This is a genomic window from Phaeobacter sp. HS011 (genome assembly GCF_018101215.1).
Taxonomy (GTDB): Bacteria; Pseudomonadota; Alphaproteobacteria; order Rhodobacterales; family Rhodobacteraceae; genus Phaeobacter; species Phaeobacter inhibens.
This window is the reverse complement of the sequence record NZ_JAGEUF010000005.1, coordinates 46,786-67,962: the sequence shown is the minus strand read 5'-3', so window position 1 is coordinate 67,962 and position 21,177 is coordinate 46,786. Positions and strand designations below refer to the sequence as shown.

The window sequence follows — 21,177 nt, the reverse complement described above, 5'->3', positions numbered from 1 at the left end:
CAGGGGCTGAGCTTGTTTACACTTTTGTTGCAGATTTGGAACATGTGAAGATCCAGTTTTCTGCGCGCGTGGCTGATACATAGGGCATATCGATAGGGAATTGCAGACCTCTCATGATGAAAACCTCTCATAAATCCGGATTGGAGGAGCTGCGCGCGCATCGTCGCCGCAGTCGCGGCCTCTATTGGTCGGTCGGCATTTTCAGTTTCTTTGTGAACATGCTGATGCTGACAGGCCCTCTTTATATGATGCAGGTCTATGACCGCGTTCTTGGCAGCCGGTCGGTGGCGACCCTTATTGCGCTCTCGCTGTTGGTGGTGTTCCTCTACGGCACCATGGGGGTTCTGGACTACGCGCGGGGCCGCATTCTGGCGCGTGTCGGGGCGCGGTTTCAGGCCGGGCTCGATCAGCGGGTGTTTGATGCGATGATCCGCCGTTCTGCTGTGGCTCAGGATCCGGTGGCCCAGACCGGCCTCAGTGATCTTGAGTCCGTACAGCGTTTGATCGCCTCGCCGGTGCTTGGGGCCGCATTCGACCTGCCCTGGACGCCGATCTTTCTCTTTGGCATTGCTCTGTTTCACCCGTGGTTGGGGATGCTTGCGCTTGGTGGCGGCGCGGTTCTGATTGCCATCGCGGTGCTGAACCAGTTCCTGTCGCGCCGCCCGCAGATGCAGGCCGGCATGTCCGGCCACCGCGCCAATCTGATGTCCGAGGAAATCCGCACCGAGGCGGAGATGATTCAGTCGATGGGAATGCGCCGCGCCGCCTTTCAACGCTGGAAGGCGGGCCGTGATGCGGCCCTTGTCGACAGTGTCACCGCCAGTGATGTCGGCGGTGGCTTCACCACGCTGACCAAGACCCTGCGCCTGTTCCTGCAATCGGCGATGCTGGGTCTGGGCGCCTATCTGGTGCTGCAGAACGAGGTGACGGCCGGGGCGATGATCGCAGGCTCAATCCTGATGGGTCGGGCGCTGGCGCCCATCGAACTGGCGCTTGGCCAATGGGCAATGGTGCAGCGCGCCCTCAAAGGCTGGCGCAACCTCGCCGAGCTGCTCGACAAGGTGCCGGAGGAGGCCGAGCGCACCGAACTTCCCAAGCCCACCGCCAATCTGGAGGTGCAGGCGCTGGCCGTGGTGCCCCCCGGTGACAACCGCCCGCAGCTGCGCAATGTCAGCTTCCGCGTGCAGCCGGGGCAGGCGATTGGCGTGATTGGTCCGTCCGGTTCCGGTAAGTCCACGCTGGCACGGGCGCTCACCGGGGCCTGGCGCCCGGCGGCGGGCACTGTCCGGCTCGACGGGGCCTCATTGGATCAATACGCGCCGGAGGTGCTGGGTCAGAACATCGGGTATCTGCCGCAACGGGTGCAACTGTTCGAAGGCACCATCGCGCAGAATATCGCCCGGCTGTCGCCTAACCCGGATTCCGAAAAAGTGGTCGCCGCCGCGAAGAAAGCCGCCGCGCATGACATGATCGTGCATCTGCCCGATGGCTACGACACGCATATTACGGCCGGGGGCGGGCGGCTATCCGGTGGTCAGATGCAACGGGTCGCCCTGGCGCGTGCCCTATATGATGATCCGGTGATCGTCATTCTGGATGAGCCGAACTCAAACCTCGACAATGACGGGTCGGTGGCGCTGAACCGGGCGATCAAGCAGCTGAAGGCCGATGGCCACTCGGTGCTGATCATGGCCCATCGCCCTGCCGCCATTCAGGAATGTGACCTGCTGTTGGTGATTGATCAGGGGGTTCAGACCGCCTTCGGGCCCAAGGATAAAGTCCTGCGAGAGATGGTCTCCAACCATCAGAGCATTCAACAGGCAGCGCCGGGAGGTGTGCGATGAACCAGAGCAAAACCGAGACCAATTCCTGGTCCGCCCGCCGCCCGCTGATAATCGGACTGATCGGGGTGATCATCCTGCTTGGCGGTTTTGGCACATGGTCGGTGGCGACGTCGATTGCCGGCGCGGTTGTGGCGTCAGGCCGGATTGAGGTCGACCGCAACCGACAGGTCGTCCAGCATCTGGACGGCGGCATCGTGCAGGAAATTCTGGTGGAGGAGGGTGACACCGTCGCCGAGGGTGCGGTTCTCCTGCGTCTGGATGCCAAGGAATTGCGCTCGCAGCTGGTCATCACCGAAGGGCAGCTGTTTGAGCTGATGGCCCGCCGTGCCCGCCTTGATGCGGAGCGCGATAGCGCCGAGACGGTAGAATTCGACACTGAACTGCACGACCTGTCCGAGACCCGGCCAGAGGTGGCCGATCTGATGCAGGGGCAGGTCCGCCTGTTTGAGGCCCGCAAAGATTCCGTCGCGCGCGAGATTGACCAGTTAGAAAAACGACGTACCCAGATCCAGGATCAGATCATCGGCGTCCGTGCCCAGCAGGCCTCGCGGCGCACCCAGCTTGACCTGATTGAAGAGGAACTGGCCAATCAGCAATCGCTGCTGGATCGTGGCTTGGCGCAGGCAGGCACCGTTCTGAACCTGCGTCGGACCGAGGCCGATCTGCAGGGCTCGCTGGGCGAGCTGATCGCCACCGAAGCGCAGGCCGAGGGGCGCATCACCGAGATTGATATCGAGATCCTGAAACTCGGCACCCAGCAACGCGAAGAGGCGATCACCCGCCTGCGGGATCTGCGCTATCAGGAGTTGGAACTGGCCGAGACCCGCCGGGCGCTGAAGGATCGTCTGGCGCGGCTCGATATCACTGCGCCGGTCTCCGGCATCGTCTATGGCCTACAGGTCCACACGCCCCGCTCAGTGATCCGGGCGGCGGATCCGGTGCTGTATCTGGTACCGCAGGATCGACCGCTGGTGATTGCCGCGCAGGTGGCACCCACGGATGTCGATCAGATCTTTGTTGGTCAGGCGGTAACCCTGCGCTTCCCGGCGCTGGATCAACGTTCGACACCGGAACTGTTCGGCTCGGTGAAACAGATCTCGGCTGATGCGTTTGAGGATCAGGCCAGCAAACTCTCCTACTACCGGACTGAAATCGAACTGAACCCGGGCCAGCTGGAGACCCTGCCAGAGGGCACCGTTCTCATCCCCGGTATGCCGGTTGAGGGCTATATCCGCACCGCTGATCGAACCCCGCTTGGCTATCTGGTCAAACCGCTTGCGGACTACTTTGTCCGCGCCTTCCGGGAAAGCTGAACCGCAAGGCACCGCGCAGTGCGCGTCACGTCACAAAACCGTCCCTTCGGGGGCGGTTTTTTGCTTTCCGCCCTGCCGCTTCCCGGTTAGCGTTCCGCAAAACCTGACGTAAAGGACCACACCCATGGATATCGAAGCCAAACTCAAAGACCTGGGCATTCAGCTGCCAAGCGCACCAGCCCCCGCAGCCAATTATGTGCCCTATGTGGTCGTGGACAATATGGTCTATATCTCCGGCCAGATTTCTGCCGGGCCTGAGGGTCTGATCACCGGCAAACTGGGCGCTGATATGGATGTGGCCGCCGGTCAGAAGGCTGCCCGCCAATGCGCCATCGCCCTGCTGGCGCAGCTGAAAGCCGCCTGTGACGGCGACCTCAATCGTCTGAAGCGCGTCGTCAAACTGGGGGCATTTGTCAATTCCACCGACAGTTTCACCGACCAGCCGCAGGTGGTGAACGGGGCGTCTGACCTCATGGTCGAGGTGCTGGGCGATGCCGGTCGTCATGCCCGCGCTGCGGTCAGCTCGCCCTCGCTGCCGCTGGGCGTGGCAGTGGAAATCGACGGCGTGTTCCAGATCTCATGACCTCTGATCTGCCTGCCGCATTCCTGCGCCAGCCCATCACCCATCGCGCGCTGCACGACGTGCGCGATGGCCGCCCGGAAAACAGCCGGGCCGCCATCCTCGCGGCGATTGAGGCCGGGTATGGCATTGAAATGGATCTGCAACTGTCCTCCGATGGGTGCGCCATGGTGTTCCACGACTACAATCTGGAACGGCTGGCCGAGGGTACGGGGCTTGTTGCTGATCACACCCGCGACCAGCTGCGCGCCATCCCTCTCAAGGGCGGTGATGGCGAGTGCATTCCCGATCTGGCCGAGATCCTCGATCTGGTTGATGGGCGCGTGCCACTCTTGATCGAGCTGAAGGATCAGGATGGCAATATGGGGCCAAACATCGGCGCGCTGGAGGCCGATACTGCAGACCAGTTGAAAAACTATACCGGCGAGGTCGCGCTGATGTCTTTCAACCCGCATTCCGTGGTCGAACTGGCGCGCTTGGCGCCCGAGCGGCCCCGGGGCCTCACCACCAGCAGCTACAGGGTTGAGCATTGGCCCGAGCTGACGGCGGAGGTCTGCGACCATCTGCGCGCAATCCCGGATTTTGACCGCTCTGGCTCCTGTTTCATCAGCCATGAGGTTGCGGATCTCGCCAGCCCGCGTGTTGGCGAACTGCGCGCCCAGGGGGTGCCGGTTCTATGCTGGACCGTGACCTCCGCCGCGATGGAAAAAGAGGCCCGCAAAATCGCGCATAATGTCACCTTTGAGCGGTATCTTTCTGATATCCCGGCTTGATCCCATCCACGGCGGACCCAGATACTGTCTGTCGTGGAGGAACTGAATGGAACAGGCGCAGATTGAAATCGAAGTGCTCGGCGCGCTGTCGCAGCTATCGGCCGAGGAATGGGACGCCTGCGCCTGTCCCGAAGCGGCGGATGGCAGCGCCCCGCTGGATCCCTTCACCACGCACCGGTTTTTGAGCGCGCTGGAGGACAGTGGCTCCGTCGGGCGCGGCACCGGCTGGCAGCCGCAGTATCTGACCGCGCGCCGCGACGGTGTGTTGATTGCCTGTGCGCCGATGTACGCCAAATCCCACAGCCAGGGCGAATATATCTTCGATCACAACTGGGCCCATGCCTATGAGCAGGCGGGCGGGCGCTATTACCCCAAACTGCAGATCGCAGCCCCCTTCACCCCTGCCACCGGACGGCGTTTTCTGGTGAAGCCGGAATTCGAAGGTCTGGGCCAGTCAGCACTGGTGCAAGGGGCTGTACAGCTGGCGGCAGACAACCGCGTCTCCTCCCTGCATGTGACCTTCTGCACAGAGGATGAGGCGAAGATGGGCGCCGAGATGGGGCTGATGGCCCGTGTTACGCAACAGTTCCATTGGCTGAACGAGGGCTACCGCAGTTTTGACGATTTCCTCGGTGCACTCTCGTCGCGCAAGCGCAAGACCATCCGCAAGGAACGCGCGCAGGCGCAGGGCTTTGGCGGGGAGATCCGCGCCTATCACGGCAGCGATCTGCACCCCGAACACTGGGATGCCTTCTGGACCTTTTATCAGGACACAGGCGCGCGCAAATGGGGGTCGCCCTATCTCAGCCGCGCCTTCTTTGACATCGCCCATGACACCATGGCCGACGATATGGTGCTGATTCTCGCCGAACGTGACGGGATACCGGTCGCGGGTGCGTTGAATTTCCTAGGCCGCGAGACACTTTACGGGCGCTATTGGGGCTGCCGCGAACACCACCCCTGCCTGCATTTCGAACTGTGTTACTATCAGGCCATCGACCAGGCGATTGCCCGCGGGCTGAACCGGGTCGAAGCGGGCGCGCAGGGGGAACACAAACTGGCGCGCGGCTATCTGCCGGCGCAAACGCATAGTCTGCATTGGGTGGGCGATCCGGGATTTGCCGATGCCATTGCCCGCTATCTGGAAGCCGAACGCGGCGCCATCGAAGAAGAAATCGAGATCCTGACGGACTATGGTCCGTTCCGCAAACCCCATGTGGAGGAGCAACAATGACGGAAAAACTCTCAGACGCCACCCGTGGCCCACTGCTGGATCCGCTGTTCAGCGCCGGTTGGCAGGTGGTTGACGGCCGTGATGCTATCACCAAGACCTATAAATTCGATAGTTTTGTCGATGCCTTCGGCTGGATGACCCGCGCTGCGATCTGGGCCGAAAAATGGGATCACCACCCGGAATGGAGCAATGTCTACAACACCGTGACCGTGACCCTGACCACTCATGATGTGGGTGGCATCAGTGCGCTGGATGCAAAACTCGCCCGCAAGATGGAGAGCCTGTTTTAGGGCAAGGTTCCCGGCAGATAAGACCAGAAAAGGCGCGGAATTGTCCGCGCCTTTTGCGTTTCAACTGATGGGGATCAGCCCATCGCCTCAAGCAGCGCTTCGCCCGCAGACAGCTCGCATTGGCCGGGATTGTCTTCGGCGTTCATGATTTCGACCTTGCCATCGCGTGCCAGCATCGCATAGCGCAGCGACCGCCCGATCAGACCCGCCGCAGGCGCGTCCAGCCGCATCCCGATCGCATCGGTGAAGCCGCATTCGGCGTCCGATAACATGGTGATACCGGCAGCACCGGCCCCGGTCGCCTCTGACCAGGCCTTCATCACAAAGGGATCGTTGCCCGCAATGCAGATGATCTCATCCACGCCTTTGGCTGCCAGCGCGTCCTTGTTGCGGATGAAACTGGGCACATGGGCCGAATGGCAGGTCGGGGTAAACGCGCCCGGCACCGCAAAAATGGCAACTGTGCGCCCTTTGGTCAGCTCGGCCATGCTCACCTGTTCAGGGCCCTCGTCTCCCATGCGGGTCAGTATCGCCTCTGGCAGGGTTTCTCCAACGGAAATCATGATCTGTTCCTCTCCCGTGATTGTGTTTTATATTCTCACACATATAGGGTCGGGCAGCAGGCATGCCAGTGGGATGTAACAGCCACCAGCCGCAGACCGGGACAGCAGAAAGATAGGGGGAACCATGACCCATTTTGTCGTGATCGGGGCAGGGCAGGCCGGCGCCTCGCTGGTGGCTCAGCTGCGCAAGCAGGGCTTTGAGGGCGAGATTACGCTGATCGGCAGTGAACCTGTCGTACCCTATCAGCGTCCGCCTTTGTCGAAGGCCTATCTGCTGGGCGAGTTGGAGCTGGAGCGGCTCTATCTGCGCCCTGAGAGTTTCTACGCCGATAGCAATATCACCCTGAAGCTGGGGCAGCAGGTGCAGGCAATTGATCCTGCCGCCAAGACCGTGACCCTCGCGGATGAGGTGCTGCACTACGATCAGCTGGCGCTCACCACCGGGTCCAGCCCGCGCCGTCTGCCTGCCGCCATTGGTGGCGATCTGGACGGCGTCTACGTGCTGCGCGATCTGGCGGATGTCGATGCCATGGCCCCGGTGGTCAAGGAGGGCGCGCGTACCCTGATTGTGGGCGGCGGGTACATCGGGCTGGAGGCCGCCGCCGTCTGTGCCAAACGCGGGGTATCCGTCAGGCTGGTCGAGATGGCCGACCGTATCCTGCAACGGGTGGCAGCCCCCGAAACCTCGGATTACTTCCGTGCGCTTCACACGGGCCACGGTGTCGATATCCGCGAAGGCATCGGGCTGGAGCGGCTGGAGGGCGAGAATGGCACCGTCAGCCGCGCCGTGCTCAGCGACGGCTCAACAGTTGGGGTGGATTTTGTAGTTGTCGGTGTTGGCATCACCCCCGCAAGTGATCTGGCAGAGGCTGCGGGCCTGACGCTTGAGAACGGGATCAAGGTGGATGCGCAGGGCCGTACCTCGGATCCGTCCATATGGGCCGCCGGGGATTGCGCATCTTTCCCCTATTGCGGCAGTCGTATCCGGTTGGAAAGCGTGCCCAACGCCATTGATCAGGCAGAGGTCGCCGCCCGCAATATGCTTGGCGCGAATGAGACTTATGTGGCCAAGCCGTGGTTCTGGTCCGATCAATACGACGTCAAACTGCAGATCGCGGGCCTCAACACCGGCTACGACAACGTCGTCACCCGGGCGGGGCAGGATGGCACCATGTCCTTCTGGTATTACACTGGCGATCAACTGGTTGCGGTGGATGCAATGAATGACCCGCGCGCCTATATGGTGGCCAAACGCCTGATTGAGGCTGGGCGCACCGCCGACAAGGCCGTGGTGGCGGACGTCGAGGCGGATCTGAAACCGCTCCTGCGCGCATGAGGATCATCGCCGGAGATTTTCGCGGCCGCGCGCTCACCAGCGTGGGCAAGGGCGATGCGGGCGCCCACCTGCGCCCCACCACTGACCGGGTGCGCGAAAGCCTGTTCAATGTGCTGTCGCATCTGGTCGATTTCGACGGGTTGCGGGTGCTGGATCTGTTCGCAGGTACCGGTGCCCTGGGGCTTGAGGCGCTATCGCGCGGCGCGGCTGAGGCGGTGTTTGTGGATGATGGCCGGGTGTCGCAGGGGCTGATCACCAAAAATATTGATCTGCTGCGCATCAAGGACCGCGCCCGTCTCATCCGCCGCGATGCCACCCGCCTGCCGGTCAATGAGGGTGTGCCCTGTGATGTGATCTTCCTCGATCCGCCCTATGGCAAATCGCTGGGGCAAAAGGCGCTGGCCGCCGCGACCAAGGGCGGTTGGCTGGCCGAGGATGCGTTGGTCGTCTGGGAAGAAAGCAGCCCCATGCAGCCCGCCGAAGGATTCACTCTGCACGACAGCCGCAAATACGGTGACACGCATGTCACCCTTCTGTGGCGCGAGAGCTGAGCATCAGCACAAGAGGACAGCACCATGCCGATCACATATCCCACGCCGAAACTTGTGATTTTTGATTGCGACGGTGTGCTGGTCGATAGCGAAACACTTAGCAATCAGGTGCTTGTCGAAAACCTTGGCCGCCACGGTCTGCAGCTGTCGCTTGCGGACTGCATGGATCTATTTGTTGGCGGCACCATGCAGGGCGTCATGAAAAAGGCGCAGGAACTCGGCGCGGACCTGCCCGCAAACTGGGTGGATGAGGTCTACGGAGAAACCTACGCCCGTCTGCGGCAGGGCGTGGACCTGGTTCCCGGCATTCCTGATCTTCTGGCGCTCTTGCAAGCGCGGGGCATTGTCTTTTGCGTGGCCTCCAACGGCAGCGAGGACAAGATGCGCATCACCCTTGGCCAGAACGGGCTCTGGGATCAGTTTCATCCCCAGGCGATGTTCTCTGCCCATACGCTCAAGACCGGTAAGCCCGATCCGGATCTGTTCCTTGCAGCGGCCTGTCATTTCGACGTGCAGGCCCGCGACTGTCTGGTGGTTGAGGACAGCGAAAACGGCGCCATCGCCGCCGCCCGCGCAGGCATGCGCTGCCTCGGCTTCGACCCCCACGGCAAGGGCATGCGCCTGAAGCGACACAATGCCGAGCATATCACCGCCATGTCAGAGGTGCCGCGCCTGATAGGCCTGCGTCCCTGACGGCACTCTCAGGTAGAGTGCGACATTTTCACAGCAATCTATACGCTTTGTTCAGCGGAACTCCCAACAGTCCAACCGCAGGATTTACAAGGTCCCATGTTGGACATATTCGGCCTGTGAAACGGACGATCTATCGTTCCGTTCAGCATCTCATTTCAGATGCCCAGAATTGAAGTAGGACATGATATGAAAATTAATCTCCGCATTGGCCTGGCCCTTGCCAGCGCCTTGGCCCTGTCGGCCTGCGTGTCGCCTGATGTTGTCACCAAAACGCAGGTGGGGGATGCCAAGCTGACCTGCACCGAAATCGCGGTGCAGCTGAATCAGCTGGAAGAGATCCGCAAAGAAGCCAAGAAGGGCAAGAGCATGTCCGGCGAGAATATCGCAGCCGCGCTGTTGTTCTGGCCGGCGGTTATCGGCAACCATTCCAACGCCAAGCAGGCACTTGAAGCCGCGAACGAGCGTCACGAGGTTCTGGTGGCCCTGGCAGAGCGCAAACGCTGCAAGCTCTGATACCGGTACGGGGCAAACCGTATCGCAGAACGACAAAGGGGCGCGCCAGATGGCACGCCCCTTTTTTGTGGAATGATACTGTATCAGCCGTAGGTCGGGTGAAACGTCCCGCCGGGCGACAGGGTAAATATCTCAGCGCCATCAGCCGTCACCCCAACCGAATGTTCAAACTGCGCCGACAGCGACTTGTCGCGGGTCACAGCGGTCCATTCGTCCGCCAGGATCTTGGTTTCCGGACGGCCAAGGTTTACCATCGGCTCAATGGTGAAGAACATGCCTTCCTCAAGCACCGGGCCAGAGCCTGCGCGACCATAGTGCAGCACGTTGGGCGGTGCATGGAACACCTGACCCAGACCATGGCCACAGAAATCCCGCACCACGCTCATACGCTGCGCTTCCACATAGGACTGGATCGCATGGCCAATGTCGCCAAAGGTATTGCCGGGTTTCACCGCCTCGATCCCCTTCATCAGGGAGTCATGGGTGACCTGGATCAGCCGCTCGGTTTTGCGCGACAGCTTGCCAGCCACATACATGCGGCTGGTGTCGCCAAACCAGCCATCGACGATGACGGTGACGTCGATATTCAGGATGTCGCCATCCTTCAGTTTCTTGTCGCCGGGAATCCCGTGACAGACGACATGGTTCACGCTGATACAGCTGGCGTGCTGATAGCCCTTGTAGCCGATGGTGGCCGAGGTCGCGCCTGCGTCCTCCACCATTTGGGTGATCAGCCGGTCCAGCTCGCCAGTGGATTGCCCCGGCACGACATGGGCTGCAATATCGTCAAGGATCCGGGCCGCCAGCGCCCCGGCCGCGTGCATTCCCGCGAAATCACCGGGTTCATAGATACGGATGCCGTCTTTTGTGGTGCGGCCGTCTTTCGATCTCATCAGATGAGGCTCCATCGGGTGTCTTTGACATAGCTATGTAAGCGGTTCGCGCGAAAAGGGCCAGAGCCGGCACGGCCGCCTGCCGGGAACTTTTTCCCACATAGGCGCGTTTCCCTCCCTGACGAATTGCAATCGCACGACGGAGGACCCCGCAGCCATGGACAGCATGAATGCCCTGATGGAGACTGAAATCTACAACGGAAAATCGCTGGCGGATTTGGTCACGCTGGAATTTCTCGCCCAGGCCATGGGCAGCGTGCTTGCAGCCATCGTGATCCTGCTGGCCGGGTTCATCGTCGCGAGCTGGGTCAAACGCCGGATTGTGCAGATCGGCGACAGCCATGCCAGCCTTGATGTGACGCTGTTCCACTTCCTCGGCAATCTGGCGCGCTATGTGATCTTGGCCTTTGCGGTGCTGTTTGTGCTGAACACATTTGGGGTGCAGACCACCTCTATAATTGCCGCCATCGGTGCGGCGGGTCTGGCCATTGGTCTGGCCATGCAGGGCGCGCTGTCCAATGTCGCGGCAGGCATCATGCTGATCCTGTTCCGTCCGTTCAAACTGGGTGATTTCATCGAAGTGGACGGTGAAATGGGCACGGTGAAGGAGATCACCCTGAACAACACCGTGATCGCCAGCCTGTCCAACCTGAAGGTGATCATCCCCAACTCCGAGGTTTGGGGCAACACGATCACCAATTATTCCGAGTTTGACACCCGCCGGGCTGAATGGAATTTCGGTGTTGGCTATGGCGCGAACCTCGCCACCGCCGAACAGGTGATCCGCGACACCATCATGTCCGACAGCCGCTCGCACGCAGAGCCGGAACCGTTCATTCAGGTCAACAATCTCAACAGCAGCTCGGTGGATTTCCTGGTGCGCGTCTGGGTCGATGCGGCGGAGTATTTCCAGTATCAGGCCGATATGAAACGCCGGGTGAAGGAAGCACTGGACGCGGCCGGGATTGATATTCCCTTCCCAACCCGCACGCTGGTTCAGGCATCATCGGATGCGTCGCAGCAAGCCGCAGAAGAGGGCGACCAGCAGGACAGCGCAGTAAACCGCAACGAGGCGGCAGCCTGAGCGCTCAGCCGGGGATCGGGCCTGCGATCTCCACGCTTTCCGGGCTGACGCGGGTGGTGATCACCACCCGTTCGACACCGGCAGCAGCCGCCGCGTCCCAGGCGGCGGCATAGGTCGGGTCGATGTCGCGGGCAATCTCAAACCGGTCACAATCACCGCGCTGCACCAGATAGAGCAGCACCGCCCGGTGCCCGGCGCGGCACATATCAGCCAGGTTGCCCAGATGCTTGGCGCCGCGCGCGGTGACGCTATCGGGGAATTCCGCCAGACCGGGCTGGCGCGATAGGGTGACGCTTTTGACTTCGACATAGCAATCGGGCAGGCCGGGTTGGCTCAGCAGAAAATCAATGCGGCTCTTCTCGGCGTATTTCACCTCAGCACGGACCGTTTCATAGGCCGACAGCGCTGCGATCTGGCGCGCTTCCAGCGTGGATTTCAACGCGCGGTTCGGCACCGATGTATCTACACCCACCAGGGTGCCACCGGCAACCTCGACCAGCCGCCAGCCGTATTTCAGCTTTTTCTTCGGATCGTCATTCGGCTCCAGCCAGACCGCGCTGCCGGGCTCGGCCAGCCCGAGCATCGAACCGGGGTTGGCGCAATGGGCAGTTACCTCGCGCCCATCCGGCAACTGGCAGTCCGCCAGAAACCTCTTGTAGCGTCGGATCAGCACGGCGGGCAGGAGAGGGGTTTGAAAGCGCATGTGACAGGGCCTATACCTGCGCTATCATTGGATCAAGAGGAGGAGCGCAGATGGCAAACCCAACCGCCGCCATGCTGGTGATCGGAGACGAGATTCTGTCCGGGCGCACCCGTGACGCCAATATGTATTATCTCGCCGGTGAACTGACAAAACACGGCATCGACCTGCAGGAGGTTCGGGTGATCAGCGATGATGCGGCTGCGATCATCGCGGCTGTCACGGCGCTATCCGACAGCTATGACCATGTCTTCACCAGCGGTGGCATCGGCCCCACCCATGATGACATCACCGCCGATTGCATCAGCAAGGCCTTTGGTGCGCATCTGGACGTGCGCGATGATGCCCGTGCTCTGTTGCAGGCCCATTACGACAAATCCGGGCAGGAGCTGAACGCGGCCCGCCTGCGCATGGCGCGGATTCCCGATGGCGCGACGCTGATCGAAAACCCGGTCTCCACTGCGCCCGGTTTCACCCTGCGCAATGTGCATGTGATGGCCGGGGTGCCCAGCGTGTTTCAGGCCATGGTGGCCTCGGTCCTGCCGACGCTCACGGGCGGCGCGCCGCTTCTGTCGCAGACCCTGCGGGTGCAGCGCGGCGAGGGCGATATCGCGCCTATCCTGACCGCCATTGCCGAGGCTTATGATGATCTCTCCATCGGCTGTTACCCGTTCCAGCAGAATGGTGCCTTTGGCGCCAATGTGGTGGTGCGCGGTGCCGACGGCGCGCGGGTGGATGCGGCGATTACGGCGCTGGCGCGGGATCTTGATCTTTGACGACCACTCCCTCTCTGACCGATCCCAAATTTTACGACGTCACTGATCACACCTGGCCCGCGGCTGAGATGTGGCAGCTTGGCCCGGTTACCCTGCGCCGTGGCGATGGCGGTGGCAGCCGTGTCTCCGCAGCAACCGTCATCACAGGCCACGCAAGCGAGGCAGAAATCACCGCCGCTGAACAGGCGATGTCGGAGATGGGGCAGGATCATCTGTTCATGATCCGCGATGGTCAGGACGCCCTTGATGCGCAACTCGCTGCGCGGGGCTATGTGATCAAGGATCCGGTGGTGCTCTGGATCTGTCCCGTCGAACAGCTCTGCCATGTTGAAATCCCGCCGGTGACCGCCTTCTGCGTGTGGGAGCCTCTGGCCATTCAGCATGAGATCTGGGCCGCAGGCGGCATCGGTCCCGAGCGCTTTGCGGTCATGCAACGGGTGGAGGGGACCAAGACCTCGCTGTTGGGCCGCTGTGATGATTCTCCGGGCGGCACCGGCTTTGTGGCGATCCACGACGGCACCGCCATGATTCACGCGCTGGAAATCCTGTCGCATCAGCGGCGCAAGGGCATGGGCGTTTGGCTGATGCACCGCGCTGCGCGATGGGCCGCCGATCAGGGCGCGCGCGAACTGGCGGTTCTCTGCACCGAAGCCAACGCCGGGGCAAACGGTCTATATGCCTCACTTGGCATGCTGCGCGCCGGGCGTTACCACTATCGGCACAACCCAAAGGGAGTGTAACCAATGACCCGCGACACCGACGCACCCACAGCGCTTGATCTGCCGATGGTGGACCCGCTTCCGCCCGAGACACAGAAGTATTTCGACATCTGCCAGGAGAAGCTGGGCATGGTGCCCAACGTGTTGCGCGCCAATGCGTTCGACATCGACAAGCTCAACGCCTTTACCGGGATGTATAACGACCTGATGCTGGCGGACAGCGGCCTGTCAAAGCTGGAACGCGAGATGATCGCGGTGGTCGTGTCTTCCATCAACAGCTGTTTCTACTGCCTCGCAGCCCATGGCGCTGCGGTGCGTCAACTGTCGGGTGATCCCAAGCTGGGCGAGATGCTGGTGATGAACTACCGCGTTGCCCCGTTGGAGCCCCGCCAGCGCGCCATGCTGGATTTCGCCGCCAAGGCAACCAAAGCCAGCGCCGAGATCGAAGAGGCCGACCGCCAGATCCTGCGCGACCACGGATTCAGCGACCGCGATATCTGGGACATCGCCAATGTCACCGGGTTTTTCAACATGTCCAATCGGGTTGCCAGCGCCACCGGCATGGTGCCCAACGACGCCTATCACGCGCAGAACCGGTGATCCGTCGTGCTGTCTTTGCCGCCCGACGGCTGACGCCTGCGGCGGCGGGGCTGCTCTGTGCGGCCCTGCCATCGTTTGTAGTGGCCCAAGGGATCGAACTGCCCCCCGGCGCACGTCAGCTGGCTGAGAGGGCCACCGCCCTTGGCAGCTACGCGGTGCCGCTGGGCCCCGCCAGCGACGATGGTGTGCCAGAACGCCAGGTGGAAGGGCAAATCCTGCGCCGCAGCTGGCGGATTTCCGGTGATGCCACGGTGCTGCAGGTGCTGGCCCCCCTGCGCGCGCACTTGGTCGAGGCGGGGTATGAACTGCTCTATCAATGCCCCGCGCGCAGCTGTGGCGGCTTTGATTTTCGCTTCGATATTGAGGTGATCCCCGCCCCGGACATGACCGTGGATGTCAGCAACTACAGCTTTGTTGCGGCCGAGCATCCCGACGGGCGCATCGTCACCCTCTTGGTCTCGCGCTCTGGCAACGCCACCTTTGTGCAGGCAATTGAGGTCACGCCCGAAGGTCTCAGCACGCCGGTCATCACAGATGGCATCACTCCGGCAAACGGCGGCACCGACGCAGCCCCGACCGTCGCGCTGCCACTCATTGGCGCGGCAGAGCTGATCACCGGGTTGCGCCGCAACGGGCGGGCGGTATTGGCTGATCTGGAGTTTGAAACCGGCGCCGTGACACTGGGGGCAAAACCCTATGACAGCCTTGCGGCCCTCGCAGAGTTCCTGATCCAGAACCCGGATTTTGATGTGCTCTTGGTCGGGCATACCGATACGGTGGGGTCGCTGGAGCAGAATATCGCGATCTCTGAACGCCGCGCCGATGCGGTGCGCCGCCGCCTGCTGGCCGATAGCGCGGTTGGCGGTGAACGGGTCGCGGTGGCAGGCGCGGGCTTCATGGCGCCGCTGACCACGAATCTCACCCCCGAGGGGCGCGAGGCCAATCGCCGGGTTGAGGTGGTGCTGATCAGACGCTGATATGGTGCGGTCCAACTCGGTCTTTCGGATAGATACAGAAAACCCGGCACAACGGCCGGGTTCTGTCCAATCCCAAAGAGGCGCGTCTCACCAGGTGATGCCATCCTTGTCGGCAAAGGCATTGGCGAGGAAGTCGATAAAGGCCCGCACCTTGGGCTGGGTGAAACGGCCAGGAGGGTAGACCGCATAGATGCCTTGGGTCTCCATCGGCAGCGAGGGCATGACGTCCTCGACCAGCCCTTCGGCCATGGCATCCGAATAGAGGTAGCTTGGCAGATAGGCGATCCCCAGGCCGGAAATGGCCGCATTCAGCAGCGATTGCCCGTCATTGACCGACAGCCAGCCGGAGGTCCGCACCTGCCGCTTTTCGCCCGACGGCGCGGTGATCTTCCACATGCTGCCGCTCGACTGGTTCGAATAATGCAGCAGCTTGTGCATGTTCAGATCGTCGATTTTCTGCGGACGGCCGAATTTCTCCAGATAGGCGGGGGAGGCGATCATCCGCTTGGTGGTTTCGGTCAGTTTGCGCGCCCGCAGAGAGCTGTCTTCCAGCTCACCAATCCGCAGCGCCATGTCGAACCCTTCAGAGATCAACTCCACATAGCGGTTGTTCAATACCATATTGACGGTGATGTCAGGGAAATCGCGCAGGAAGTCCGACAGCACCGGCGACAGGTGGTTGACGCCAAAATCCGTCGCCACCGAAATCCGCAACAGCCCGGAAGGCGCAGATTGCATCGAGGTCACCAGCGCGTCCGCCTCACCGGCATCATTCAGGACACGGCGCGCCCGATCATAATAGGCCAGACCAATTTCTGTGGGCGATACCCGCCGCGTCGTCCGGTTCAAAAGCCGCGCGCCCAGCCGGGCCTCAAGGCTGGACACATGTTTGGACACCGCCGATTTGGATATCCCCATTTTCTTTGCCGCATCGGTGAATCCGCCCTGATCCACCACATTGGCAAAGGCCTCCATTTCGGTCAGTCGATCCATTGCGTTCGCGTCCTTATCCATCCGAGTTCCCCCATTTTTCGCGGTGAAATCGGGCAAGAACGGGGCAGGGATGGGATAATTGCGAGGTTATTCACCGATAGTTTACCAGCTGGAAACACCTGCAGCTCTGCCCGAATATCGCAATAGTGGTCGAAGCCACTATGTTGAAAGGGGCTTACATCAATGGGAGGACAACTAATGACTGCGATCATCAGATCCACGATGAGAACCACGCTGGCGGCCCTCGTCGCCTTTGCCCTACCGGTTTCCGCGGCCTTGGCCGGTGGTGAAACCCCCGCACCGGAGGGGGCGGAGGTCTACTTCGTGATGCCCAAGGATGGCGATACAGTTTCATCCCCGGTCACCGTGGTCTTTGGCCTGCGCGGTATGGGCGTGGCACCGGCAGGGACGGAGGAAGAGAACACCGGCCATCACCACCTGCTGATCGACCGCCCGCCACTTGGCGAGGGCGAGGATGGTGCGGATGAGCTGTCCTACGGCCTGCCATCGGATGAAAACCACATCCATTTCGGCGGCGGACAGACCGAAACCACGCTGGATCTGGCACCGGGTGAACATACGCTGCAGCTGGTGATGGGCGATTACGGCCACGTCCCTCATTCGACACCCATCGTCTCAGAGGTGATCACCATCAAGGTTGAATAGGCGGGGCAATGGGCGGCGATACTTCGGCGTAGGGCGAAGCATTCCCCGCATCCTGCCTGCTAGATCGGGGGCGTATTTTCCAGCAAAGGACGCCCCTGATGCTCACCTGTGTTATCCGCTACCATATCGACCCCACCAAACGTGAGGATTTCGCCACCTACGCCCGCAACTGGGGGCAGGCAATTCCGCGATGTGGTGCGGATCTCATCGGCTACTACGCCCCGCATGAGGGCTCATCAACGCTGGCCTATGGCATCTATGATGTGGCAAATCTTGCCGAATACGAAGCCTACCGCGCGCGCCTCGCAGCCGACCCGCTTGGGCGTGAAAACTATGCCTTCGCTCAGGACCGCCGCTTCATCCTGCGCGAGGATCGCACCTGGCTGAAGAAAGTCTCTGACCCGGAAGGATCCACAGGATGATTGCCGTTATCTTCGAGGTTGAAATCAAGGATGGCGCCAAGGACCGTTACCTTGAGATCGCAGCAGATCTGAAACCCCTGTTGCAGGAGATTGAGGGCTTCATCTCCGTCGAACGGTTCCAGAGCCTGACGGCACCGGGCAAACTCCTGTCGCTGTCCTTCTGGGAGAGCGAGGAAGCCGTGGCCAACTGGCGCCGCCTCAGCGCCCACCGCGCGGGGCAGGCCGAGGGCAGAGAGAGCGTGTTCAGCGACTACCGTCTGCGGGTGGCAGGCGTGCTGCGCGACTACGGCATGGAGCGGCGCGACGAAGCCCCCGCCGATGCCCGCGCGGTCCACGATCCTGTTGTCACGTGAAACACAAGGCGCGCAGACTGCGCCTCTGGGGCTGTGCTGGGATCGGCATGGCCCTTTTCACCTCTCTGGTTGGGGCGGAAGAGACGCGAATACCCGGCGCGGCGATCCTGTCGCCCCGAGATGGCGATATCGTCGCATCGCCCATCGCGGTTGATCTCCGGGTGCCCGCAGAGGGCGCATATCACCTCTATGTCGATGGCGATCCTGTAGACCCCGAGGGACTACCCATGGGCGATGTCCGCCTGACCTTGGATGTGCCAACAGGGATCCACGAACTTGACGTGCGCCAGATGGGCGCCGCCTTCAGCGGTCAGGCTATCACCGTGCTTGTTGATCGGATCACCTTGCCGGACGACACGAACTGCCTCGCCTGTGGCGGTTTGCGCCGCCCTTGACCGTTACGGCAAAGACCCCGGCGGCGAACCGGGGCCGTTGTGGAAATAGACACATTCACCGGTCGCAGGCTCAGCGCGGGTGCCGACCTTCTTCGAACTCTTCTACGATCTTGCCGACAAATGCCTTCAGATCATCGGGGTTGCGGCTGGTCACGATCCCGTTGTCCGCGACGACCTCCGCGTCTTGCCAATCGGCCCCCGCGTTGATCATGTCGGTCTTGATCGACTGAAACGATGTCATGGTGCGGCCCTTGACCAGACCGGCCTCAATCAGAAGCCAGGGCGCATGGCAGATTGCGGCGACAACCTTGCCCTGATCGTAGAAAGCGTTGATCAGCTCAATCACATCGTCATTGATGCGCAGCAGATTCGGGTTGATCTGACCGCCGGGTAGGACCAGCGCGTCGTAATCGTCGACACGGACCGCCTCCAGCGCCAGATCCGCCTCGGCCTCGCGGCCCCAATCATCGCCTTCCCAACCCTTGATCGCCTTGCCATCGAGGCTGGCGACAGAGACCTCAGCGCCCTTGACCCGCAGCTGATCGCGCGGGAATTCCAGTTCGGACTGCTCGAACCCATGGGTGGCAATCATCAGGATCTTGGCGTCGGTGATACGGGGCATGAAACTCTCCTGTTCGTCGTGGCGGTAATCGCGCCGCAGGGGCGGCGCCGTTCACCGACAAAACGCCACCGGGCGCCGGAGGTTCCACAATAGCAAACGACCCCCGCCACCACAGGCGGCGAGGGTCGCAAGACTTACAAGGGGGCGAAATGGTGCCGGATCAGAGGCTGGCCGCCAGCCTCGTGCCCTGATTGATGGCCCGTTTGGCGTCCAGTTCTGCGGCCAGATCCGCGCCGCCGATCACATGGCAGGAGGTGCCCTGAGCCTCCAGCGCATCCGCCAGCGACCGCTCCGACAGCTGGCCAGAGCACAGCACCACGGTGTCCGCCGCAATCACGGTCGGATTTTCGCGTGCCTCGCCAAAGCTGACATGCAGCCCATCGTCGTCGATCTTCTCATAGTTGACGCCGCCGACGAAATTCACATCCTTCATCTTCAGCGTGGCGCGGTGGATCCAGCCGGTGGTCTTGCCCAACCGCTTGCCGTGGCGCTCCGCCTTGCGCTGCAACAGCGTCACCTCGCGGGCCGGGGCCTCGGGTTGCGGGCCTTCGGGGGCCAGACCGGCACGATGGTCGGCCGGATCCGCAACGCCCCATTCCTTCATCCACAAGGGCAAGTTTTCAGTGGCGCTTTCACCTTCGTGCAGCAGGAATTCCGACACATCAAAGCCGATGCCGCCTGCGCCGATCACCGCCACCCGCTTGCCCACCTCGGCCTTGTGGCGCAGCACATCGATGTAATCGACCACATTGTCACGGTCCTGACCGGGGATCTGCGGATTGCGCGGCACCACACCGGTGGCAATCACCACCTCGTCAAAGTCCTTGAGATCGCCCGCAGAGACTTCGCGGTTCAGTTCCAGCGTGACGTCGCTCTGGGCCAGCATGGTGCGATACCAATCGACCAGCCCCCAGAACTCTTCCTTGCCCGGCACCTGCTTGGCCATGTTCAACTGGCCGCCAATCTCACTTGCGCGATCAAACAGCGTCACCTTATGGCCGCGCTCCGCTGCCGCCAGTGCGGTGGACAGACCTGCCGGACCCGCACCGACAATGGCGACGGTCTTCACGCTCTCCGCAGGCGTCAGCACCAGTTCGGTCTCATGGCAGGCGCGCGGGTTCACCAGGCAGGAGGTCAGCTTGCCGCTGAACGTATGGTCCAGACAGGCCTGATTGCAGGCGATGCAGGGCGCGATCTGATTGGCCTTGCCGTCGGCGGACTTGGCCACAAAATCCGCATCCGCCAGCATTGGTCGCGCCATCGACACCATATCGGCGCAGCCCTCGGACAGCACCTGTTCGGCGACCTCAGGCGTGTTGATCCGGTTCGATGTGATCACCGGAATGCCAACCTTGCCCATCAGCTTTTTCGTGACCCAGGCAAAGGCCGCGCGGGGAACAGATGTGGCAATCGTCGGAATCCGCGCCTCATGCCAGCCAATGCCGGTATTCAGGATGGTCGCGCCGGCTTTCTCGATCTCCTGTGCCAGTTCGACCACCTCGTCATAGGTGGAGCCATTGGGCACAAGGTCGATCATCGACAGGCGGTAGATGATGATGAAATCCGTGCCCACTGCCTCGCGGGTGCGGCGCACGACCTCGATCGGCAGGCGCATCCGGTTCTCATAGGAGCCACCCCAGCGGTCCTCACGTTTGTTGGTATGGGTGACGAGGAACTGGTTCAGGAAATAGCCTTCTGACCCCATGATCTCAACGCCATCATAACCCGCCTGCTGCGCCAGCACGGCGGCATTCACGATATCTGCGATCTGCTTCTCGATGCCCTCTTCGTCCAGTTCATTTGGCGGGAAGGGCGAGATGGGGGATTTGACCGGGCTGGGGGCGACACATTTTGGCCCGTAGGAATAGCGCCCCGCATGCAGGATCTGCATCGCGATCTTGCCGCCCGCCTCATGCACGCGATTTGTGACGATGCTGTGGTTTTCCACATCCTGATCGGTGGTCATCATCGCGGCCCCCGGCAGAACGGACCCTTCAAGGTTCGGACCAATACCGCCGGTGACCATCAGCGCCACGCCACCCCGCGCCCGGTCAGCATAAAATTCGGCCACCCGGTTCCAGTCCTTGGTTTCCTCAAGCCCGGTGTGCATGGATCCCATCAGCACGCGGTTTTTCAACGTGGTAAAGCCGAGATCCAGCGGCGCCAACATTTTCGGGTACGCAGTCATGACACTCTCCCTGGTAGTTCTCTGGTAAGTCTTCTGTCTTGGTTTGCGCGAAAATGGCCCAGCCTGAAAGGGATTGTCACTTTGGACGCGGCGTCAACC

General features: G+C 61.7%; 25 protein-coding genes. 19 read left to right on the top strand and 6 right to left on the bottom strand.

The window, feature by feature from the left end; genetic code table 11:
- Nucleotides 1-113 precede the first annotated feature (113 nt).
- From J4721_RS10850 to J4721_RS10825, 6 genes are all read left to right on the top strand, one after another.
- Nucleotides 114-1,844, top strand: coding sequence for a type I secretion system permease/ATPase (locus tag J4721_RS10850; protein WP_014875817.1), 1,731 nt, complete (start codon nucleotides 114-116; stop codon nucleotides 1,842-1,844).
- Complete coding sequence (locus tag J4721_RS10845) at nucleotides 1,841-3,157, top strand: HlyD family type I secretion periplasmic adaptor subunit (protein ID WP_102873552.1); 1,317 nt, start codon at nucleotides 1,841-1,843, stop codon at nucleotides 3,155-3,157. The genes J4721_RS10850 and J4721_RS10845 overlap by 4 nt, the downstream gene beginning before the upstream one ends.
- 124 nt (nucleotides 3,158-3,281) lie before the next feature.
- A complete protein-coding gene (locus J4721_RS10840; RefSeq protein ID WP_014875815.1) occupies nucleotides 3,282-3,740 on the top strand; it encodes a RidA family protein in 459 nt (152 codons plus the stop codon).
- Nucleotides 3,737-4,510, top strand: coding sequence for a glycerophosphodiester phosphodiesterase family protein (locus J4721_RS10835; protein ID WP_211002678.1), 774 nt, complete (start codon nucleotides 3,737-3,739; stop codon nucleotides 4,508-4,510). Before J4721_RS10840 ends, J4721_RS10835 begins: the two co-directional genes overlap by 4 nt.
- A gap of 46 nt (nucleotides 4,511-4,556) precedes the next feature.
- Complete coding sequence (locus J4721_RS10830; protein ID WP_102884039.1) at nucleotides 4,557-5,744, top strand: GNAT family N-acetyltransferase; 1,188 nt, start codon at nucleotides 4,557-4,559, stop codon at nucleotides 5,742-5,744.
- Nucleotides 5,741-6,034, top strand: a complete 294-nt coding sequence (locus J4721_RS10825) for a 4a-hydroxytetrahydrobiopterin dehydratase (protein ID WP_014875812.1) — start codon at nucleotides 5,741-5,743, stop codon at nucleotides 6,032-6,034. Before J4721_RS10830 ends, J4721_RS10825 begins: the two co-directional genes overlap by 4 nt.
- 74 nt (nucleotides 6,035-6,108) lie before the next feature.
- On the opposite strand, the gene J4721_RS10820 is transcribed toward J4721_RS10825, so the two are convergent.
- Nucleotides 6,109-6,597, bottom strand: coding sequence for a peroxiredoxin (locus J4721_RS10820; RefSeq protein WP_076617263.1), 489 nt, complete (start codon nucleotides 6,595-6,597; stop codon nucleotides 6,109-6,111).
- Nucleotides 6,598-6,721: 124 nt separating this feature from the next.
- Here J4721_RS10820 and J4721_RS10815 point away from each other — a divergent pair, with 124 nt between their 5' ends.
- From J4721_RS10815 to J4721_RS10800, 4 genes are all read left to right on the top strand, one after another.
- The gene (locus J4721_RS10815) at nucleotides 6,722-7,933 is read left to right on the top strand and encodes an NAD(P)/FAD-dependent oxidoreductase (RefSeq protein WP_211002677.1); all 1,212 of its coding nucleotides are present in this window, start codon (nucleotides 6,722-6,724) and stop codon (nucleotides 7,931-7,933) included.
- A complete protein-coding gene (rsmD, locus tag J4721_RS10810; RefSeq protein ID WP_102855411.1) occupies nucleotides 7,930-8,484 on the top strand; it encodes a 16S rRNA (guanine(966)-N(2))-methyltransferase RsmD in 555 nt (184 codons plus the stop codon). Before J4721_RS10815 ends, rsmD begins: the two co-directional genes overlap by 4 nt.
- 24 nt (nucleotides 8,485-8,508) lie before the next feature.
- Nucleotides 8,509-9,177, top strand: a complete 669-nt coding sequence (locus J4721_RS10805; protein WP_211002676.1) for an HAD family phosphatase — start codon at nucleotides 8,509-8,511, stop codon at nucleotides 9,175-9,177.
- Between the two features lie 186 nt (nucleotides 9,178-9,363).
- A complete protein-coding gene (locus J4721_RS10800; protein ID WP_014881089.1) occupies nucleotides 9,364-9,690 on the top strand; it encodes a hypothetical protein in 327 nt (108 codons plus the stop codon).
- Nucleotides 9,691-9,773: 83 nt separating this feature from the next.
- Here the strand turns inward: J4721_RS10800 and map are convergent, their stop codons facing one another.
- Nucleotides 9,774-10,583: a type I methionyl aminopeptidase gene (gene map / locus J4721_RS10795; RefSeq protein WP_014875806.1), complete on the bottom strand. Its 810-nt coding sequence runs from the start codon at nucleotides 10,581-10,583 to the stop codon at nucleotides 9,774-9,776.
- A gap of 157 nt (nucleotides 10,584-10,740) precedes the next feature.
- Between map and J4721_RS10790 the strand changes: the two genes are divergently transcribed.
- Nucleotides 10,741-11,667 (top strand): mechanosensitive ion channel family protein, encoded by a 927-nt coding sequence (locus tag J4721_RS10790; RefSeq protein WP_102855409.1) that lies wholly within the window; start codon nucleotides 10,741-10,743, stop codon nucleotides 11,665-11,667.
- Between the two features lie 4 nt (nucleotides 11,668-11,671).
- Here the strand turns inward: J4721_RS10790 and sfsA are convergent, their stop codons facing one another.
- Nucleotides 11,672-12,370, bottom strand: a complete 699-nt coding sequence (sfsA, locus tag J4721_RS10785; protein ID WP_102914506.1) for a DNA/RNA nuclease SfsA — start codon at nucleotides 12,368-12,370, stop codon at nucleotides 11,672-11,674.
- A 50-nt stretch (nucleotides 12,371-12,420) separates the two neighbouring features.
- On the opposite strand from sfsA, the gene J4721_RS10780 reads away from it, so the two are divergent.
- From J4721_RS10780 to J4721_RS10765, 4 genes are read left to right on the top strand one after another with little or no spacing between them, the layout of a single operon-like run.
- The gene (locus tag J4721_RS10780; protein ID WP_027248675.1) at nucleotides 12,421-13,143 is read left to right on the top strand and encodes a molybdopterin-binding protein; all 723 of its coding nucleotides are present in this window, start codon (nucleotides 12,421-12,423) and stop codon (nucleotides 13,141-13,143) included.
- A complete protein-coding gene (locus tag J4721_RS10775) occupies nucleotides 13,140-13,883 on the top strand; it encodes an N-acetyltransferase (protein ID WP_211002675.1) in 744 nt (247 codons plus the stop codon). The genes J4721_RS10780 and J4721_RS10775 overlap by 4 nt, the downstream gene beginning before the upstream one ends.
- A gap of 3 nt (nucleotides 13,884-13,886) precedes the next feature.
- A complete protein-coding gene (locus tag J4721_RS10770) occupies nucleotides 13,887-14,462 on the top strand; it encodes a peroxidase-related enzyme (protein WP_014875801.1) in 576 nt (191 codons plus the stop codon).
- On the top strand, nucleotides 14,459-15,439 hold the full coding sequence (locus J4721_RS10765) for an OmpA family protein (protein WP_211002674.1): 981 nt from the start codon (nucleotides 14,459-14,461) through the stop codon (nucleotides 15,437-15,439). The genes J4721_RS10770 and J4721_RS10765 overlap by 4 nt, the downstream gene beginning before the upstream one ends.
- Nucleotides 15,440-15,526: 87 nt before the next feature.
- Here the strand turns inward: J4721_RS10765 and J4721_RS10760 are convergent, their stop codons facing one another.
- Nucleotides 15,527-16,432: a LysR family transcriptional regulator gene (locus J4721_RS10760; protein WP_014875799.1), complete on the bottom strand. Its 906-nt coding sequence runs from the start codon at nucleotides 16,430-16,432 to the stop codon at nucleotides 15,527-15,529.
- A 222-nt stretch (nucleotides 16,433-16,654) separates the two neighbouring features.
- Between J4721_RS10760 and J4721_RS10755 the strand changes: the two genes are divergently transcribed.
- From J4721_RS10755 to J4721_RS10740, 4 genes are all read left to right on the top strand, one after another.
- The gene (locus J4721_RS10755; RefSeq protein WP_199539482.1) at nucleotides 16,655-17,098 is read left to right on the top strand and encodes a DUF4399 domain-containing protein; all 444 of its coding nucleotides are present in this window, start codon (nucleotides 16,655-16,657) and stop codon (nucleotides 17,096-17,098) included.
- Nucleotides 17,099-17,196: 98 nt separating this feature from the next.
- Nucleotides 17,197-17,520: an NIPSNAP family protein gene (locus tag J4721_RS10750; protein ID WP_014875797.1), complete on the top strand. Its 324-nt coding sequence runs from the start codon at nucleotides 17,197-17,199 to the stop codon at nucleotides 17,518-17,520.
- Nucleotides 17,517-17,873 carry an antibiotic biosynthesis monooxygenase gene (locus J4721_RS10745; RefSeq protein WP_211002673.1) on the top strand — a complete coding sequence of 119 codons (357 nt, stop codon included), beginning with the start codon at nucleotides 17,517-17,519 and terminating at the stop codon, nucleotides 17,871-17,873. The genes J4721_RS10750 and J4721_RS10745 overlap by 4 nt, the downstream gene beginning before the upstream one ends.
- A 47-nt stretch (nucleotides 17,874-17,920) precedes the next feature.
- Entirely contained in the window at nucleotides 17,921-18,268 is a 348-nt protein-coding gene (locus J4721_RS10740; protein ID WP_076617233.1) for a hypothetical protein, read from the top strand.
- 70 nt (nucleotides 18,269-18,338) lie between these two features.
- Here J4721_RS10740 and J4721_RS10735 read toward each other — a convergent pair whose 3' ends face one another.
- Nucleotides 18,339-18,890 carry a type 1 glutamine amidotransferase domain-containing protein gene (locus J4721_RS10735; protein ID WP_211002672.1) on the bottom strand — a complete coding sequence of 184 codons (552 nt, stop codon included), beginning with the start codon at nucleotides 18,888-18,890 and terminating at the stop codon, nucleotides 18,339-18,341.
- 160 nt (nucleotides 18,891-19,050) lie between these two features.
- Entirely contained in the window at nucleotides 19,051-21,078 is a 2,028-nt protein-coding gene (locus J4721_RS10730; RefSeq protein ID WP_211002671.1) for an NADPH-dependent 2,4-dienoyl-CoA reductase, read from the bottom strand.
- Nucleotides 21,079-21,177: the final 99 nt, after the last annotated feature.

Excerpts from the sequence above, each read along its gene's own strand:
- J4721_RS10850 (WP_014875817.1), top strand. The coding sequence starts at position 114 with ATGATGAAAACCTCTCATAAATCCGGATTGGAGGAGCTGCGCGCGCAT.
- J4721_RS10845 (WP_102873552.1), top strand. The coding sequence starts at position 1,841 with ATGAACCAGAGCAAAACCGAGACCAATTCCTGGTCCGCCCGCCGCCCG.
- J4721_RS10840 (WP_014875815.1), top strand. The coding sequence starts at position 3,282 with ATGGATATCGAAGCCAAACTCAAAGACCTGGGCATTCAGCTGCCAAGC.
- J4721_RS10835 (WP_211002678.1), top strand. The coding sequence starts at position 3,737 with ATGACCTCTGATCTGCCTGCCGCATTCCTGCGCCAGCCCATCACCCAT.
- J4721_RS10830 (WP_102884039.1), top strand. The coding sequence starts at position 4,557 with ATGGAACAGGCGCAGATTGAAATCGAAGTGCTCGGCGCGCTGTCGCAG.
- J4721_RS10825 (WP_014875812.1), top strand. The coding sequence starts at position 5,741 with ATGACGGAAAAACTCTCAGACGCCACCCGTGGCCCACTGCTGGATCCG.
- J4721_RS10820 (WP_076617263.1), bottom strand. The coding sequence starts at position 6,597 with ATGATTTCCGTTGGAGAAACCCTGCCAGAGGCGATACTGACCCGCATG.
- J4721_RS10815 (WP_211002677.1), top strand. The coding sequence starts at position 6,722 with ATGACCCATTTTGTCGTGATCGGGGCAGGGCAGGCCGGCGCCTCGCTG.
- rsmD (WP_102855411.1), top strand. The coding sequence starts at position 7,930 with ATGAGGATCATCGCCGGAGATTTTCGCGGCCGCGCGCTCACCAGCGTG.
- J4721_RS10805 (WP_211002676.1), top strand. The coding sequence starts at position 8,509 with ATGCCGATCACATATCCCACGCCGAAACTTGTGATTTTTGATTGCGAC.
- J4721_RS10800 (WP_014881089.1), top strand. The coding sequence starts at position 9,364 with ATGAAAATTAATCTCCGCATTGGCCTGGCCCTTGCCAGCGCCTTGGCC.
- map (WP_014875806.1), bottom strand. The coding sequence starts at position 10,583 with ATGAGATCGAAAGACGGCCGCACCACAAAAGACGGCATCCGTATCTAT.
- J4721_RS10790 (WP_102855409.1), top strand. The coding sequence starts at position 10,741 with ATGGACAGCATGAATGCCCTGATGGAGACTGAAATCTACAACGGAAAA.
- sfsA (WP_102914506.1), bottom strand. The coding sequence starts at position 12,370 with ATGCGCTTTCAAACCCCTCTCCTGCCCGCCGTGCTGATCCGACGCTAC.
- J4721_RS10780 (WP_027248675.1), top strand. The coding sequence starts at position 12,421 with ATGGCAAACCCAACCGCCGCCATGCTGGTGATCGGAGACGAGATTCTG.
- J4721_RS10770 (WP_014875801.1), top strand. The coding sequence starts at position 13,887 with ATGACCCGCGACACCGACGCACCCACAGCGCTTGATCTGCCGATGGTG.
- J4721_RS10760 (WP_014875799.1), bottom strand. The coding sequence starts at position 16,432 with ATGGATCGACTGACCGAAATGGAGGCCTTTGCCAATGTGGTGGATCAG.
- J4721_RS10755 (WP_199539482.1), top strand. The coding sequence starts at position 16,655 with ATGAGAACCACGCTGGCGGCCCTCGTCGCCTTTGCCCTACCGGTTTCC.
- J4721_RS10750 (WP_014875797.1), top strand. The coding sequence starts at position 17,197 with ATGCTCACCTGTGTTATCCGCTACCATATCGACCCCACCAAACGTGAG.
- J4721_RS10745 (WP_211002673.1), top strand. The coding sequence starts at position 17,517 with ATGATTGCCGTTATCTTCGAGGTTGAAATCAAGGATGGCGCCAAGGAC.
- J4721_RS10740 (WP_076617233.1), top strand. The coding sequence starts at position 17,921 with ATGGCCCTTTTCACCTCTCTGGTTGGGGCGGAAGAGACGCGAATACCC.
- J4721_RS10735 (WP_211002672.1), bottom strand. The coding sequence starts at position 18,890 with ATGCCCCGTATCACCGACGCCAAGATCCTGATGATTGCCACCCATGGG.
- J4721_RS10730 (WP_211002671.1), bottom strand. The coding sequence starts at position 21,078 with ATGACTGCGTACCCGAAAATGTTGGCGCCGCTGGATCTCGGCTTTACC.